Consider the following 14,809-nt stretch of genomic DNA (forward strand, 5'->3'; position numbering starts at 1 on the left):
CTGCTAGAATGCGCGCTTTCGCTCACGTATCACCGCGGGACCGCCCATGAACTACCGCCACAGCTATCACGCCGGCAATCACGCCGACGTTCTCAAACATGCGCTGCTGCGCCGCCTACTGGAGCTGATGCAGCGCAAGGAGACGCCGCTGTGCTGTTTCGATAGCCATGCGGGTACGGCGCTGTACGATCTGCAGGGCGAGGCCGCGGGCAAGACCGGCGAGTACGTCGACGGCATTGGCCGGCTTTGGCAGCGTGACGATCTGCCGCTATGGCTGGCTGATTACCGCGACGCAGTCGCCCGCCACAACCCCGATGGCGCGCTGCGCTGGTATCCGGGCTCACCGCAGATCATGGCCGAATTGTTGCGCGAGCAGGACCGCATGATCGTCAGCGAACTGCATCCGGAAGACGCCGAAACCCTGCGCGAGCACTTTGCCGGTCAGCCGGATATTGCGGTGCATCAGCGCAACGGTTATGAATTGCCCAAGGCCTTTTTGCCGGTGCCGGAAAAACGTGCGCTCTGGCTGCTGGACCCACCGTTCGAGAAGACCGACGACCTGGAGCGCTGCGTTGCCGGTGTCGCGCAGGCGATCAGTCGCATGCGGCAAACAGTCATTGCGATCTGGTATCCGATCAAGGATCAGCGTCTGCTCAAGGATTTCTATCAGGGCATCGCTGACAGCGGTGCGCCCAAGGCGCTGCGGGTTGAGCTGAACGTTCGACCGGTCGACAACCAGCTGGGGTTGAACGGCTCAGGCATGATGCTGATCAATCCGCCGTGGCCGATCTGGGAGGAGCTGGAACAGGTGCTGCCGTGGCTCAGCCGCGAACTGGCGCAGGCCGGCGGCGGCAGCTGGCGGATGGATTGGCTCGCCGGCGCGCCCTGATATCAGAGTGCACCGGGGCGCATTGGCGTAGGGGCGCGGCATGCCGCGCCCGCCTGGATTACCTTTCGCTTAGGACTCCAGTTTAAAGGTCAGCCCGGCGTGTTCCTGCAGGCGTTTGATCAGTTTGTGGCCCATCGCCGGGGCGGTGGTCCAGATGCCGCCCTGGGTGTCGGTGGCGTCGCGTACCAGGCAGATCGCGCTTTCGGCGATCATGCGTGAGGTGGAGCCGTAGCCCGGGTCACGCTTGCCGGCAACGCTGGCTTTCAAGCTGCGGCCGTCGGCAGCTTCGCCGATAAACAGCACATCGTAGAAGCCGGTTTCGCGCTCTTCCTTGCTGGGGCCTTCGCCCGGTTTCGGCGCATCATCGCTGGCCAGTGACTTGTCGCCGGCAACCGCCTTGGCGATGGCTTCGCCCTGCTCGCCGGGACCGGTCAGCAGCATTTCGTCGTAGACGAAATCTTCGCCGTAGGCGTGGCCCAACAGCGCATTGGAGCGATGGACGTTACGGGTGTTGATGGCAGCCATGATGAACGGGGCTGCCCAGCTGCCCAGTGACTCGTCGTACTCGGGCTTCATTGCCGGGGGCTGCGCCGGGCCAGTAAAGCCGGGTGTCAGGGCAAACGGGTTGGCCAACAGCTTGAATATCTCGGGGTTGGCCTTGGCCGCTGCCATGGTTGCCTTCAGGCTGGCGGCGGTACCGCCGGAGAAGGTGCCCTTCATCTTGCGTACCCGACCCTTGACGCGCGGCAGCGCACAGCCGAGTTGCTCCTTCGCGGCCTGCTGCAGGAAGTAGACCCCCAGATCAAAGGGAATGGAGTCGAAACCGCAGGAGAAGACGATACGTGCGCCGCTCTGCTTCGCCGTCTCGCCGTGGGCGTCGATCATCTGTCGCATCCAGGCCGGCTCGCCGCACAGGTCCACGTAATCGGTGCCGGTTTCCGCGCAGATGCGTACCAGTTCCGGACCATAGAGCTGGTACGGGCCAACAGTGGTCAGCACGACTTTGGTGCGCTCAACCATCGCTTTCAGGCTCGCCAGGTCCTCGGTATCGGCAACGACCAGCGGCGTGCTGGACGGCGCGCCGATTTCATCGCGTACGGCTTCCAGCTTGCTCTGGCTGCGGCCGGCCATGGCCCAGCGCAGGTTGCTGTCGTTGCCGTACTCCTGGCACAGATACTCGGCTACCAGGCGGCCGGTATAGCCGGTCGCGCCGTAAACGATGACGTCGAACTCACGGGTGTTGCTCATCAAAGGGTCCTCATGGTTTGCAGGGTCGGGTGCGCAGTCGATCTGAACTTGCCGTGTCTGAGCCAGTCCCAAATGCTGAGGGCTCTGCCGACGCTGGCATTGAGTCTGGCACAGGTCGGGCGTTCGTCGAGCGTTGTTGCTGCTCAGCGTCGCCTGCCTGCCAGGCAGAGTAAATGCGCCGAAGCGGATTTCGGCAGGGCGAATGATCACGAATAAACCGGACCGATGACGCGACTGGCCCCCGGCGCCTATAGTAGTGGAGCCGTTGGCGACGCCGAGCGGTACCAGCAAACAGGTCAAGGAGATCGAAATGGCAGCAGAAAAGACAACCCAACCCGCAGCCAAAGACGCCGAACTTGCGGCCAGCAAAGCGGCTGTCGGGGAGGCCTACGAGAAGCTGCTGGAGGCGCGAGATCACTTCAAGGCGGCGGCCCAGGCAGCCGGCATGGATGTCAGGCAGGATGCGCTCGAGCAATTGCTCAAGGGCCGGGAAAAGGCCGAGGCGCTCGGTGATCAGGCAACCAGCTATGTGCGTGAAAAACCGCTGGCGACCCTGGGTATCGCATTCGCAGCCGGATTCGTGCTGGCTCAGCTGTTTTCGCGCAAATGAGCGACGAGCGTGAATCGCCGCAGGAATCTGATGAGCAACAAGCCGACTCCCGTTCAGCCGCGCAGGATGCCGACACGCTCAAGGCGGTAAGCGAGCTGGTAGACCACACTGCGGCCTGGTTGCGCCAGTTGAGTGCTGCGGGTGGTGAACTGGCTACCCTGCTGCGCCTTGAGTGGCAGCTGACGCTGGGCGATGCCCGGCGGATGCTGCTGCTCTCGCTGCTGCTTGTGCCGCTGATGCTGTTCACCTGGCTGCTGTTCAGTCTGCTGCTGGGCTGGCTGATCTGGCAGTCGAGTGGCCAGGTTGCCGTCGCGCTGCTGTGCGTGCTGGCGCTGCATGTGCTCGGAATCGCGCTGTTGCTGCGGCAACTTAAGCGTTATCGGGAGTCGATCGGCTTTCGCCGCACCCAAGCCCACCTGAAACGCCTGATGCAGGGAGACGCACATGAAGCGAGCACAGCTGATAGCCGAGATTGAGCAACTGGACCACCAGCTGGCGTTGCGCATTGACATTGTTCACTTGAGCGGTGCGCTGGTGCAGCATCAGCTGGGCAGGATTCCCCCTGCGCTGCTGGTTGGCAGCGGTGCGCTGGCCGGGGCATTGAGCCAGCGTCTGGGTGCCGGGCGTTCACGCTCGCTCGGGATGCTCGGTGTTCGCTTGTTGCCGATGGCCGAGAGCCTGTTGCGCATGGTTCGGCAGTTGTGGAGCCCGCTGTGAGCGATCACTGCGAGATATCCGGGCAGGGCGAATCCGGTCAGTCCAGTGAACTGCCACGCGGTGATCAGTCCAGCCGGCAGGTATTGATCTGGCTGCTGGCACTGGCCTGTCTCTATACCCTGTATTTTGCCAAGACGTTGTTGCTGCCGGTGGTGGTGGCCGCGCTGTTTGCATTGCTGCTGAGTCCGCTGGTTGCCCTGTTCAAGCGCTTCCATGTGCCGCGTACCTTTTCTGCCCTGCTGTTGCTGACGGCGATCGGCGGGCCTTTTACCCTGCTGGGTACGCAGCTGGCCGAGCCGGCGGAGAAATGGATCAAGCGCCTGCCCGAGCTGTCGGCGCAGTTGTCGCAGGAGCTGGACGCCTTTGGTCGGCGGCTGGCGCCGACGCAGGCTCCAGCGCCTCAGGAAGCGGAGGAATCTGATGGGCTCCGTCTGTTTGGCTGGTTCCGGGAGGAGAAGGCTGCTCCTGCGCCGGCTTCTGCGTCCGCTTCCGGTAACGATCCGGCGTTGTCGGACCGGGTCATGCAGGGCGGTATGGAGGTGATGGTAAAGGCGCTGGGGGCGACGCCTGCGGTCCTTGCGCAGTTTTTCACCTTTCTGGTGCTGGTGCTGTTCATGCTGATCTTCGGCCCATCACTCTACAGTACCTTTATCCGGGTGCTGCCGCAGGTCCGTGACAAGCACGCTGCTACCGAGTTGCTGGAGCAGGTTCAGCGTGAGCTGTCGCGCTACATCCTGACCGTCAGTCTGATCAACACGCTGCTGGGCGCTGTTACCGCCGGGGTCCTCATGCTGATGGGTGTAGAGGACGCGCTGCTCTGGGGGGTAATGGTCGGTTTGCTCAACTTTGCGCCCTATGTCGGCCCGGTCATCGGCATGCTGGTGCTCTGTCTGGCCGGTGTGTTGCAGTACGGCCCAAGCCTGGGGGCGTTGTTGCCCGCGCTGGTGTTCTTCTGTATCAACCTGGTTGAAGCGCAGTTTATTACCCCAACCGTGCTGGGGCAGCGGATGCGGCTGCATCCGCTGGTGCTGATGCTGTGGCTTATTCTGTGGGGCTGGTTGTGGGGTGTAGTCGGCGTGCTGATCGCTGTGCCGTTGCTGGTCTGCCTGAAGCTGGCCGCCGACCGCCTTAACCTGCTGCCGCATTGGGTGAAACTGATCGAAAGCCCGATCTGAGGTTCAGGCGGGCGTGGGTGCGCGGCGTACCATCAGTACCGCGCTGATGATCAGCAGCCCGCCAATCAGCATGCGCAGGGTGGGCTGCTCGGCGAACAGCCACCAGGCAATCAGAATGCCGTATACCGGTTCCAGCGCGAAGAACAGCGAGGCAGTGCGCGCGTTCAGCACGCGCAGGCTGGAGACAAACAGCACCTGCGCCAGCCCGGTGCAGAATACGCCCAGCAAGCCGATCCACAGCCAGTCCAGTGCCGGCATCTGCGCCAGCGCCAGGGTGCCGGTGGGCAATGCGATCAGCGCTACCACCAGACTTTGCCAGCAGGCGATCTGTACCGGGTGCAGGTGCCCGCTGGTCAACCGGTTGCCGACTGATACGGCGGCGAAACAGAAACCCGAGAGGATCGCCCACAGTAAGCCTTCCGTATTTTCGGCCTGCAGGCTGAACTCGGCGGGGATCAGCAGCAGCCCGGCGCAGACCAGTCCTACCTTGACCAGATCCTGTCGGCTTGGGTGTTCGCGCCAGAACACCGCCTCCAGCAGCACCACGAACGCCGGGAAGCTGGCAAAGCCGAGAGTGGCGATGCCGACGCCGGACAGCTTGATGGCATGAAAGAAGGTCAGCCAGTGGATCGCCAGAAATACACCGCACAGCACCAAGCTGGCCAGGTGACGGCGTGTCAGCTGGCGGACCAGCGGCAGGCTGCCCAGCTGCGCGAAGAGCACCAGTGCAACCACGGCAAACAGCGCTCTGCCAAGCACGATTGCGTCCGGAGTGGTACCGGCCAGCTTGCCGAACACCCCGGTCAGGCCGAACAGCAAGGCGGCAACGTGCATGAAAAGCAGGGCGCGATTGTGTGTCAGGTTGGTCATGGCGGTCTCAAACACGGGTAACAGGGCGCGATGGTAGCGTGCCCGCCCATACGCTGCTGTTGCGAGGCTGCTGAAATTTGTCGTGCTAGTGCTGCTTGCGCAGGCTGCTGGGTGACTGCTGCCAGTGTTTGCGGAAGGCCTGGGTGAAGGCGCTCTGGCTGCCATAGCCGCAACGCGCAGCAATCTCGCTGACAGGCAGGCGGCTGTGCTCAAGCAACTGACGTGCGCGTAGCAGGCGTCGACGACGCAGGTACTCCAGCGGTGTGCAGCCCAGATCCTGCAGGCACCAGTGATTGAAGCGCGAGGACGACAGGCCACTCAGACGTGCCAGGTCAGCCACCTCAAGCGGGTACGCCATGTGAGCCTCGATGAACGCATTGAGCTTTTCCAGTGGCAGGCGCCGGGCTGGTGCCGGCTGGCCCAGCAGGGAGCCTAGCAGCAGGGCGGCACTTTGCTCGGCCAGCCAGGGTTGCTGGTCAATCAGGCCGGCCAGGCTGCTGACCAGCCGGGTCTGGGCTGGCGTCAACGGGCTCAGGCGGCTGTGCTCGAGCAGCTGAAGCTGGCTGTCACGTTGCGGTTCCAGCCCGGGTAGCGGCGCATCAGGATCGACGTCGAGGACCAGGCAGCGGCCCTGATCAGGGCTGAAGAACGCGTGACGGTCGCTGGCGGCGATGATCGCTACGCGGCCGGCCTGCACCGGACCACCATCGTTGTTGAAGGCCAACTCAAGGGTACCTTGCAGCCCAAACACCAGTTGTGCCTGTTCTTCATGGGTGTGCGCGGCAGCGTCACCGGAGTAGTGATGAATATCAAGGCGGGTCGTCGACATCGGGCTATTCTATGCAAGCGTGGGCTGCTTGCACAGCGGTCGGCGACAGGGGCACGGAAGCTGCCATGGTTGATATCACAATGGTATCATTTGAGTTCGCTTCACTCTTTGCCCGGATGACCGATTTGAATAACGAGACTCATGGCCTGCGTTCCTGGCTGGAGCGTCTGAACCGCGCCGAGCTGCCGGCCATGGCCGTGGTAGTTCACGATCTGCTGCGGTTGTCGCAGTCTGAAACCGCCTCGGTCGCCCAATTGACCGAGGTGCTGATGCGCGATGCAGCGTTGGCCTCCAAGGTGCTGCGTGTCAGCAACAGTGTCTACTGCAACCCCGGCCGCGAGGTGATCAAGACGCTTTCTCGCGCGGTTGTGGTGGTGGGCTTTGATCAGGTGCGGATGATCGGTCTGTCGGTCAGCCTGCTTGATGGTCTGTTGAAAAACTCCCCACGTGAACAGCTACAGGCGTTGCTTGCTCGCTCCTTTCACGGAGCTGTGCAGGCGCGCAACATGGCGCAGTATCTGAACCAGCGCCAGCAGGAAGAGGTGTTTATCGCCACCCTGCTGAGCCATATCGGTGAACTGGCGTTCTGGAGCCATGCGGGCAAGACCGCCGACCGTCTGGTTGCCAGCCTCAATGAACCGGGAGTGGACCCGGACAAGGTGCTCAAGCGTGAAATCGGCGTGACCTTCGACCAGTTGACCGTCGGCCTGCTGAAGACCTGGAATATGGGTGAGATCGGTCAGCTGATCCAGGCCAGTCGCAACAGCGACGGACCCGCCGCCCGCGCGGTGGCTCTGGGCAGCACACTGGCCGAGCGGGTAGCCGGCAAGGGCTGGACCCATGAGTCGGTTCAGGCGCTGATTGAGCCGGTTGCCGAGTTGATCGGTACCGATGCCGAGCATGCCTGGCAGCAACTGGTGGGCAGTGGGCAGGAGGCGGTGCGCATCGCCGGCAACTGCTCCAACGCCGATCTGCAGCAATGGATTCCGCGCGCGGATGATCTGCCTCTGGATCTGTCCGCCTTGTTGCAGATGGAGGTGGTACCCGGCACGCCTTCGGTCGATGAAGTACCGGCAGAGCGCAAACCCGAGGTGGAGGCGGACCCGCTGCTGCAGCCCAATCTGGAAATGCTCAAGCTGTCGGTTGACCATCTCAAGCTGATGGCCCGTGCGCCGATGGATGTGGACACCATTTTGCACACCGTCATGCAGGGTTTGCATCGTGGCGCCGGGATTGAGCGTATTGCCCTGATGGTGCTGGCGGAGCAGCAGACCCAGTTCAGGGTACGTACGGCCATCGGCAAGGGCACGCAGCGCTGGCGGGAAACCTTTGCTCTGCCCTGTGGCGATGGGGCGAAGCATATTTTCGGTCATGCACTGGCACAGCGCGACTGCCTCTGGCTCGGCTGTCCGAAGAGTCAGGAGCTGCAATCACTGGTAACCCCGGCGGTGGTCGAACTGGTGGGTAGCGGCCCGTTTGCGATCGCGCCCGTTATCGCCGGCAGCCGCCGGGTGGGTGTGCTCTATGGCGATATGCGGCTGTCGGGTCGAGAGCTGAGTGCCAGTCAGCTGGCCGCCTTCAAGCGCGTCGCCGAGCTGACCGGGCTTTGCCTGCAGCGGCTCAGTCAGCGCTGAGCCGCTTGGTCAACCCGGAAGACACACCCCGGTGCCGCCCAGACCGCAGTAGCCGCCGGGGTTCTTGGCCAGATACTGCTGGTGGTAGTCCTCAGCGTAGTAGAAGGTTGGCGCGGGCAGGATCTCGGTAGTGATCTCGCCCAGACCGGCCTCCTGCAGCGCATTGGCATAGTTGGCCTTGCTGGCCTCGGCGATGGCGCGCTGGGCCATGTCGCTGACGTAGATACCGGATCGGTATTGGGTGCCCTGGTCATTGCCCTGGCGCATGCCTTGGGTCGGGTTGTGCGATTCCCAGAACACCTTGAGCAGGTGCTGCAGTGACAACGCCTCCGGATCGAACACCACCAGCACCACCTCGTTATGGCCGGTCATGCCGGAGCAGACTTCCTCGTAGGTCGGGTTGGGCGTCAGGCCGCCGGCGTAGCCAACTGCAGTGCTGTATACGCCGGGCACCTGCCAGAAGCGTCGCTCGGCACCCCAGAAGCAGCCAAGGCCGACGATCAGCGTCTGCATCTGCTCGGGGAAGGGGGGATGCAGTGGCGTACCCAGGACGCTATGGGTGGTCTGGCTGGTCTGAATCGGAGTGTCGCGACCGGGTAAGGCCTCTTCGGCCGTGGGCAGACGCAGCTTGTGTTCAGGTAGGCGTTGGAAGAACATTTTTCGGCTCCTTCAGCGCTGCAGTTCGCCGCGCTGTTCCAGCAGGTCACGCACCAGATACAGGGCAGCCAGGGCGCGGCCTTCGGTAAAGTTGCTGCGGGCATTCAGTTCGCTAAGTTCGTACAGATCGACCTGGTCCACCCGGATCGGCTCCGGCTCGTCGCCCGGCAGGCGTTTTTCGTACAGGTTGCGGGCCAGCACTACCGCGATCTTCTGGCTCATGTAACCCGGCGAGAGCGACAAATGGGTCAGAAATTCCAGTTGTTCTGCACCAAAACCGGCTTCTTCCATGAGTTCGCGGTTGGCGGCCTCCAGCACGTCCTCGCCCGGTTCAACCAGCCCCTTTGGTAGTGACAGCTGATAGTCGTCCGTGCCGCCGCAATATTCCTCGATCAGCACCGCGGTGCGGTTGTCGCGCAGGGCAACCACCATGACGGCACCGTAACCCTGACCCTTGTTGACCAGCCGTTCATAGGTCCGCTCCACCCCGTTGCTGAAGCGCAACTGGACTTGCTCAACGGTAAACAGGCGGCTCTTGGCGACAATCTTTGCTTCCAGCGTTTCCGGCTTCTGCGGCATGGGGGCTCCGTGGTGATCGACCGATTGCGTGGGACGTGCTGAGCATCGCCGCCTGAGCTTTGGTGTTCAGGGTGGGTTGAGTCAACCAGCGCGTCCGCTGGTATCATAGCCGCACCTCAAGCCCAAGCCCAACCGCCAATGCTCAACTGGAATGCAATTGATACCGTGCTGCTCGATATGGACGGCACACTGCTCGATCTGCACTTTGATAACCACTTCTGGCTGGAGCACATGCCGGCCTGCTATGCCCGTCATCACGGCCAGTCGATTGAATGGGCCAAGACGGAATTGTACGCCATGATGAATGCCATTCAGGGCCAGCTGGACTGGTACTGTCTGGACTACTGGACCCGTGAGCTGGGGCTGCCGATTGTCGAATTGAAGCGCGAGATTGCGCATCTCATCAGCCTGCGCCCGGACGCCGACACCTTCCTGCGGGCACTGCAACGCAGTGGCCGGCAGGTGGTGCTGATCACCAACGCTCATCGGGATTCACTGTCGCTGAAGATGGAGCGGGTGGAGTTGCGTACCTGGTTTCAGCGGCTGATCAGCTCCCACGATTACGGCTACCCCAAGGAAACCCAGGCGTTCTGGCACGCCCTGCAGGCCGACATGCCGTTCGACCCCGAGCGTACGCTGTTTATCGACGACAGCCTCAGTGTGCTGCGTTCAGCGCGCGAATATGGCATTGCCCACCTGCTGGCCGTGCGCGAGCCCGACAGCCGAGGCGCGCGGCGAGATACCGAGGAGTTTGAGGCGGTGGAGGATTACGCGGAGCTGGCTGCCGACATCACCCGCGCTAGCGCGGGCTGAGTCGGTAGCTCCAAGCCTCAAGCCGCAAGCTACAAGACGACCCCGTGAGGTGTTGTGTCGCGCGGGTTTTCTTTTGACTGCGCGTCGCCGCAAATAGCGCTTGGAAACACTTGATGGCCGCGGCGCCGAACCCATCCTGATTTGGCTTGTGGCTTGTGGCTTGTGGCTTGTGGCTTGTGGCTTGTGGCTTGTGGCTTGCCCTAGCCCTTCCCCTTGGTGCGCGTCTGGTTGGGTCGGGCGGTTTTCTCGATGTAGTCAATGATCAGGCCGGCGACGTCCTTGCCGGTGGTGGTCTCGATGCCTTCCAGACCTGGGGAGGAGTTCACTTCCATTACGACAGGGCCGTGGTTGGAGCGCAGGATGTCGACTCCGGCTACGCTCAGGCCCATGACCCTGGCGGCCCGTACGGCGGTCATCCGCTCTTCCGGGGTGATCTTGATCAGGCTGGCGCTGCCACCGCGGTGCAGGTTGGAACGGAATTCGCCGGGCTTGGCCTGGCGCTTCATGGCGGCGATCACCTTGTCGCCTACTACCAGGCAGCGAATGTCGGCGCCGCCGGCTTCGCGAATGTATTCCTGCACCATGATGTTGGCTTTCAGGCCCATAAAGGCTTCGAGCACCGACTCGGCGGCCTTTTCGGTTTCACACAGCACCACACCGATACCCTGGGTGCCTTCCAGCAGTTTGATTACCAGCGGCGCGCCGCCAACCATGCTGATCAGGTCCGGAATGTCGTCTGGGGAGTGGGCGAAGCCGGTTACCGGCAGGCCCACGCCCTTGCGGGCCAGCAGTTGCAGCGAGCGCAGTTTGTCGCGCGAGCGGCTGATGGCTACCGACTCGTTGAGCGGGAACACGCCCATCATCTCGAACTGGCGCAGTACTGCAGTGCCGTAGAAGGTGATAGAGGCGCCGATACGCGGAATCACCGCGTCGAAGCCTTCCAGCTCTTCGCCCTTGTAGTGAATCGACGGCTTGTGGCTGGCGATGTTCATGTAGGCGCGCAGGGTGTCGATTACCCGCACCTCGTGGCCACGTTCTGTCGCCGCCTCGATTAACCGGCGGGTGGAGTACAAATTGGCGTTACGCGACAGAATCGCAATCTTCATTCTGGGTCCCTTGACGCTGCAATGCGCTGTAGTGGGGGTATGTAAGGGTATGGTCTATCAGCGAGGCGTTTCGAGCAGGGGCTTTTCCTGCACGAAACGGAGTCCCGGATTGATTACCAGCTGGGCATCCTGCATCGCCGTGCAGCCGATCAGCATGCGATAGCGCATGGCTTTTCGGCAGGTCAGGGTTATCTCAACGTCCCAGCGTCGATCACCCAGTACCATCGGTGTGCGGATGACGTGACGCTCCTGCATCTGACCGTTGGAACTCTTGATTCGTTTCAAGTCGACCAGGCGGGCTTCACAGCTCCGGGTGTATTGACGGGTACGGCTACCAATGTGCGCATCAAAGCGAACCCAGGTCTGGTCGTCACGCTCGAAGGTGCGGATGTTACTGGCATGCAGGGCAGAGGTTTTGGCGCCGCTGTCGATCTTGGCGATCATCTGGCTTATGCCGAGTTCGGGCAGCGCGACCCACTCTCGCAGGCCGATCACGCTCAGATGATCAAAGGTTTTCACAGCGGTATCTCCAGGCCCGGGGCCATTGGGCGCGCATCATGCTGCAAGTCTCCGGTTTCGACAAGCCTGTTATAGTGCGCCTGCGAGAGGAGTACAAACCCGATGCAGCAAGAAGGCAAAGTCCGCCTGGATAAATGGCTCTGGGCGGCCCGTTTTTTCAAGACCCGTTCGCTGGCCAAGGCGGCCATCGAAGGCGGGAAGGTGCAGTGCGCAGGCGAGCGCTGCAAGGCCAGCAAGGAGATCCGTGTCGGCGATGTGTTGAGCATTCGTCAGGGGCTGGATCAGAAGACGGTAGAGGTGCTGGTGCTGTCCGAGCAGCGCCGTGGCGCGCCTGAAGCGCAGTTGCTCTATCGCGAGAGCGAGGACAGCATTGCCGCACGCGAGGCGGCAGCGGCGCAACGCAAGGCGCTGGGCGCCGGCGGGCAGATCAGTGACGGCCGGCCGAGCAAGAAGCAGCGCCGGCAGATCTTCCGTTTTCGCGATGAACGTAATACACCGGCCGAGGACTGATTGGGTATAATCGCGCCTTTTGAAGGTGCATCATGGCCGCTCAGGACATTACCCAACGCTTTCTGTTTGAAAACGCCGACGTGCGCGGCGAGCTGGTGTCCGCCGATCAGAGCTACCGCGAAATCCTCGCCAAGCACCCCTATCCGCAGCCGGTTCAGGCGCTGCTGGGTGAAATGCTGGCAGCCGCGGTGCTGCTCTCGACCACCATCAAATTCGACGGGCTGCTGATTCTGCAGGCCCGCTCCAGCGGTCCGCTGTCGACCCTGATGGTCGAGTGCTCCAGCAAACAGGGGGTGCGCGGCATCGCCCGGTACGCAGACGATCTCAGCGGTGAAACCCTCGGTGAGTTGATGCCCGACGGCGTGCTGGCGATCACCATCGATCCGGACAAGGGGCAGCGCTACCAGGGCATCGTGTCGCTGGAAGGCGGCTCGCTGGCCGAATCGCTGGGCAGCTACTTCGCCAACTCCGAGCAGCTGCCGACCCGTTTCCGGCTGCATGCCGATGGTCGCGTAGCCCGCGGCTTCCTGCTGCAGGCGCTGCCGGCCGACCGTCAGAAGGACGAGCAGGAGCGCGCCGATACCTGGGCACACCTGAACGTGCTGGCCGATACCATTACCGCCGAAGAGCTGATTGGTCTGGATAACGAAACCCTGCTGCATCGCCTCTATCACCAGGAAGAGGTGCGACTGTTTGACGCGCAGCCGGTGCATTTCGAATGCAGCTGCTCGATGGAGCGTTCCGGCAATGCGCTGGTCAGCCTCGGGCAGGACGATGTCCTCGCGCTGCTAGAAGAACAGGGCGGTGAGATCACGGTCGACTGTCAGTTCTGCAATAGCCGTTACCGTTTTGATGAGCCCGCGGTGCAGGCGCTTTTTGCCGCTGCAGCCGAGCACGCGAAGGGTTTGCATTAAACGACAACGGCGCGGGCTTAGCGACTTTGTCTTTTTTTTGGCATAATGGCGCGCCTGCGCGCTGAGTCCGCGCTGAGTCAATGGACGAAAACCAACCTGAACCCCCACGGACTTAGGCCGAATCGGTCGGTCTTTAGATAGATACATTCGGTCAAAGTCGAAGAGGACCCTGTTTGATGACGCAAGCTACCAATACCGTGTACACCGACCTGAGCGTGGCACACCTGATCGAGCTGGCCATTCAGCGCAACGAAGGCCAACTGGCAGATACTGGCGCTCTGGTAGTCAAGACCGGTGCACGTACCGGCCGCTCGCCGATGGACCGTTTTATCGTTGACGAGCCGTCCACCAGCTCTGCGATTGCCTGGGGCGCGGTAAACCGTCCGTTCCCGGCTGACAAGTTTGACGCCCTGTGGGCCCGCGTTGCCGACTATCTGGGCGCGCGCGAAAGCTTCGTATCCCACGTCCACGTTGGTGCCGATCCGGCCCACTACCTGCCGGTCGTGATGGAAACCGAGACGGCATGGCACAACGTGTTCGGTCGCACCCTGTTCATCAATCCGGAAGCCTACAACCCGGCTTCTCGCGATGAATGGCAGATCATGAACGCCCCGTACTTCGTCTGCGAGCCTGAGCGTGACGGTACCAACAGCGAAGGCTGCGTGATCATCAACTTCGCCCAGCGCAAGGTCCTGCTGGCCGGCATGCAATACGCCGGTGAAATGAAGAAAGCCATGTTCTCCGTGCAGAACTTCCTGTTGCCGGCCAAGGACGTGCTGCCGATGCACTGTGCCGCCAACGTCGGCGACAACGGTGACACCACCCTGTTCTTCGGTCTGTCCGGCACCGGCAAGACCACCCTGTCTGCCGACGAGTCCCGTAACCTGATCGGTGACGACGAGCACGGCTGGGCAGAAGGCTCCGTGTTCAACATCGAAGGTGGCTGCTACGCCAAGTGCATCGACCTGTCGCAGAAGAACGAGCCGGTCATCTGGAATGCCATCAAGTTCGGCTCCATCGTCGAGAACGTGGTTATCGACCCGGTTACCCGTCATGCCGACTACACCGATGTCAGTCTGACCCAGAACACCCGTGCCGCCTACCCGCTGGAGCACGTCGAGAAGCGCGTTGTTGCCAATATGGCCGGTGAGCCGAACGCGATCATCTTCCTGACCTGTGACCTGACTGGTGTTCTGCCGCCGGTGTCCATCCTGAACAACGAGCAGGCCGCCTACCACTTCCTGTCCGGTTACACCGCGCTGGTCGGTTCGACCGAAATGGGTTCGGGCGGCGGTATCAAGTCGACCTTCTCTACCTGCTTCGGCGCGCCGTTCTTCCCGCGTCCTGCCGGCGAGTACGCCGAGCTGCTGATCAAGCGCATCAATGCGTTCGGCAGCAAGGTCTACCTGGTCAACACCGGCTGGACCGGTGGCCCGTACGGTACCGGCAGCCGCTTCAGTATCCCGACTACCCGCGCGATCATTGCGGCAATTCAGTCTGGCGCGCTGGTCGGTGTCGAGACCGAGCACCTGCCGGTTATCAACCTGGACGTTCCGGTTGCTGTGCCTGGCGTTGAAACCAAACTCTTGAACCCGCGTAACACATGGGCGAGCAGTGCAGACTACGACAAGGCGGCGCAGGATCTGGCCAAGCTGTTCGTCGACAACTTCACCAAGTTCGATGTGTCTGACGCCATCGTCGCTGCTGGTCCACAGCTGGGCTAAGCCGCAGACAAGCCG

At 62.3% G+C, this 14,809-nt stretch carries 17 protein-coding genes; 10 read left to right on the plus strand and 7 right to left on the minus strand.

The genetic code is table 11. The features are described 5' to 3' along the window. Positions 1–46: 46 nt before the first annotated feature. A complete protein-coding gene (locus ACZ5WQ_RS17060) occupies positions 47–889 on the plus strand; it encodes a 23S rRNA (adenine(2030)-N(6))-methyltransferase RlmJ (RefSeq protein ID WP_269688030.1) in 843 nt (280 codons plus the stop codon). A gap of 69 nt (positions 890–958) precedes the next feature. Here ACZ5WQ_RS17060 and ACZ5WQ_RS17065 read toward each other — a convergent pair whose 3' ends face one another. Then, positions 959–2,137 carry a saccharopine dehydrogenase family protein gene (locus tag ACZ5WQ_RS17065; protein WP_228245413.1) on the minus strand — a complete coding sequence of 393 codons (1,179 nt, stop codon included), beginning with the start codon at positions 2,135–2,137 and terminating at the stop codon, positions 959–961. A gap of 310 nt (positions 2,138–2,447) precedes the next feature. On the opposite strand from ACZ5WQ_RS17065, the gene ACZ5WQ_RS17070 reads away from it, so the two are divergent. The 4 genes from ACZ5WQ_RS17070 to ACZ5WQ_RS17085 are packed head-to-tail and all read left to right on the plus strand — an operon-like array spanning position 2,448 to position 4,639. Then, on the plus strand, positions 2,448–2,747 hold the full coding sequence (locus tag ACZ5WQ_RS17070) for a glycine zipper domain-containing protein (protein WP_140418569.1): 300 nt from the start codon (positions 2,448–2,450) through the stop codon (positions 2,745–2,747). Then, positions 2,744–3,223 carry a hypothetical protein gene (locus ACZ5WQ_RS17075; protein ID WP_464382737.1) on the plus strand — a complete coding sequence of 160 codons (480 nt, stop codon included), beginning with the start codon at positions 2,744–2,746 and terminating at the stop codon, positions 3,221–3,223. Before ACZ5WQ_RS17070 ends, ACZ5WQ_RS17075 begins: the two co-directional genes overlap by 4 nt. Continuing rightward, complete coding sequence (locus ACZ5WQ_RS17080) at positions 3,192–3,464, plus strand: hypothetical protein (RefSeq protein WP_228245411.1); 273 nt, start codon at positions 3,192–3,194, stop codon at positions 3,462–3,464. The genes ACZ5WQ_RS17075 and ACZ5WQ_RS17080 overlap by 32 nt, the downstream gene beginning before the upstream one ends. Further along, a complete protein-coding gene (locus tag ACZ5WQ_RS17085) occupies positions 3,461–4,639 on the plus strand; it encodes an AI-2E family transporter (protein WP_228245410.1) in 1,179 nt (392 codons plus the stop codon). Before ACZ5WQ_RS17080 ends, ACZ5WQ_RS17085 begins: the two co-directional genes overlap by 4 nt. A 3-nt stretch (positions 4,640–4,642) precedes the next feature. Here the strand turns inward: ACZ5WQ_RS17085 and ACZ5WQ_RS17090 are convergent, their stop codons facing one another. Next, entirely contained in the window at positions 4,643–5,509 is an 867-nt protein-coding gene (locus tag ACZ5WQ_RS17090; protein WP_464382738.1) for a DMT family transporter, read from the minus strand. Between the two features lie 85 nt (positions 5,510–5,594). Continuing rightward, positions 5,595–6,338 (minus strand): helix-turn-helix domain-containing protein, encoded by a 744-nt coding sequence (locus tag ACZ5WQ_RS17095; RefSeq protein ID WP_228245409.1) that lies wholly within the window; start codon positions 6,336–6,338, stop codon positions 5,595–5,597. 116 nt (positions 6,339–6,454) lie between these two features. Between ACZ5WQ_RS17095 and ACZ5WQ_RS17100 the strand changes: the two genes are divergently transcribed. Beyond that, positions 6,455–7,972, plus strand: a complete 1,518-nt coding sequence (locus tag ACZ5WQ_RS17100; RefSeq protein WP_464383666.1) for an HDOD domain-containing protein — start codon at positions 6,455–6,457, stop codon at positions 7,970–7,972. Positions 7,973–7,981: 9 nt separating this feature from the next. Here the strand turns inward: ACZ5WQ_RS17100 and msrA are convergent, their stop codons facing one another. Both msrA and nudE read right to left on the minus strand, forming a co-directional pair. After that, positions 7,982–8,629, minus strand: coding sequence for a peptide-methionine (S)-S-oxide reductase MsrA (msrA, locus tag ACZ5WQ_RS17105; RefSeq protein ID WP_464382739.1), 648 nt, complete (start codon positions 8,627–8,629; stop codon positions 7,982–7,984). 12 nt (positions 8,630–8,641) lie between these two features. Continuing rightward, positions 8,642–9,208, minus strand: a complete 567-nt coding sequence (gene nudE / locus ACZ5WQ_RS17110) for an ADP compounds hydrolase NudE (protein WP_088274592.1) — start codon at positions 9,206–9,208, stop codon at positions 8,642–8,644. Between the two features lie 138 nt (positions 9,209–9,346). On the opposite strand from nudE, the gene yrfG reads away from it, so the two are divergent. Further along, positions 9,347–10,021, plus strand: coding sequence for a GMP/IMP nucleotidase (gene yrfG, locus ACZ5WQ_RS17115; RefSeq protein WP_233049003.1), 675 nt, complete (start codon positions 9,347–9,349; stop codon positions 10,019–10,021). 200 nt (positions 10,022–10,221) lie between these two features. Here the strand turns inward: yrfG and rimK are convergent, their stop codons facing one another. Next, positions 10,222–11,127, minus strand: coding sequence for a 30S ribosomal protein S6--L-glutamate ligase (gene rimK, locus ACZ5WQ_RS17120; protein WP_464382740.1), 906 nt, complete (start codon positions 11,125–11,127; stop codon positions 10,222–10,224). Positions 11,128–11,184: 57 nt separating this feature from the next. After that, positions 11,185–11,646, minus strand: coding sequence for a retropepsin-like aspartic endopeptidase RimB (gene rimB, locus ACZ5WQ_RS17125; RefSeq protein ID WP_228245405.1), 462 nt, complete (start codon positions 11,644–11,646; stop codon positions 11,185–11,187). A 102-nt stretch (positions 11,647–11,748) separates the two neighbouring features. Between rimB and ACZ5WQ_RS17130 the strand changes: the two genes are divergently transcribed. From ACZ5WQ_RS17130 to ACZ5WQ_RS17140, 3 genes are all read left to right on the plus strand, one after another. Continuing rightward, positions 11,749–12,156 (plus strand): RNA-binding S4 domain-containing protein, encoded by a 408-nt coding sequence (locus ACZ5WQ_RS17130; RefSeq protein ID WP_088274600.1) that lies wholly within the window; start codon positions 11,749–11,751, stop codon positions 12,154–12,156. A gap of 32 nt (positions 12,157–12,188) precedes the next feature. Beyond that, a complete protein-coding gene (gene hslO, locus ACZ5WQ_RS17135) occupies positions 12,189–13,070 on the plus strand; it encodes an Hsp33 family molecular chaperone HslO (RefSeq protein WP_088274602.1) in 882 nt (293 codons plus the stop codon). A gap of 176 nt (positions 13,071–13,246) precedes the next feature. After that, on the plus strand, positions 13,247–14,794 hold the full coding sequence (locus tag ACZ5WQ_RS17140) for a phosphoenolpyruvate carboxykinase (RefSeq protein ID WP_088274604.1): 1,548 nt from the start codon (positions 13,247–13,249) through the stop codon (positions 14,792–14,794). Positions 14,795–14,809 lie beyond the last annotated feature (15 nt).

Source organism: Halopseudomonas sp. T1L2, from assembly GCF_055397385.1.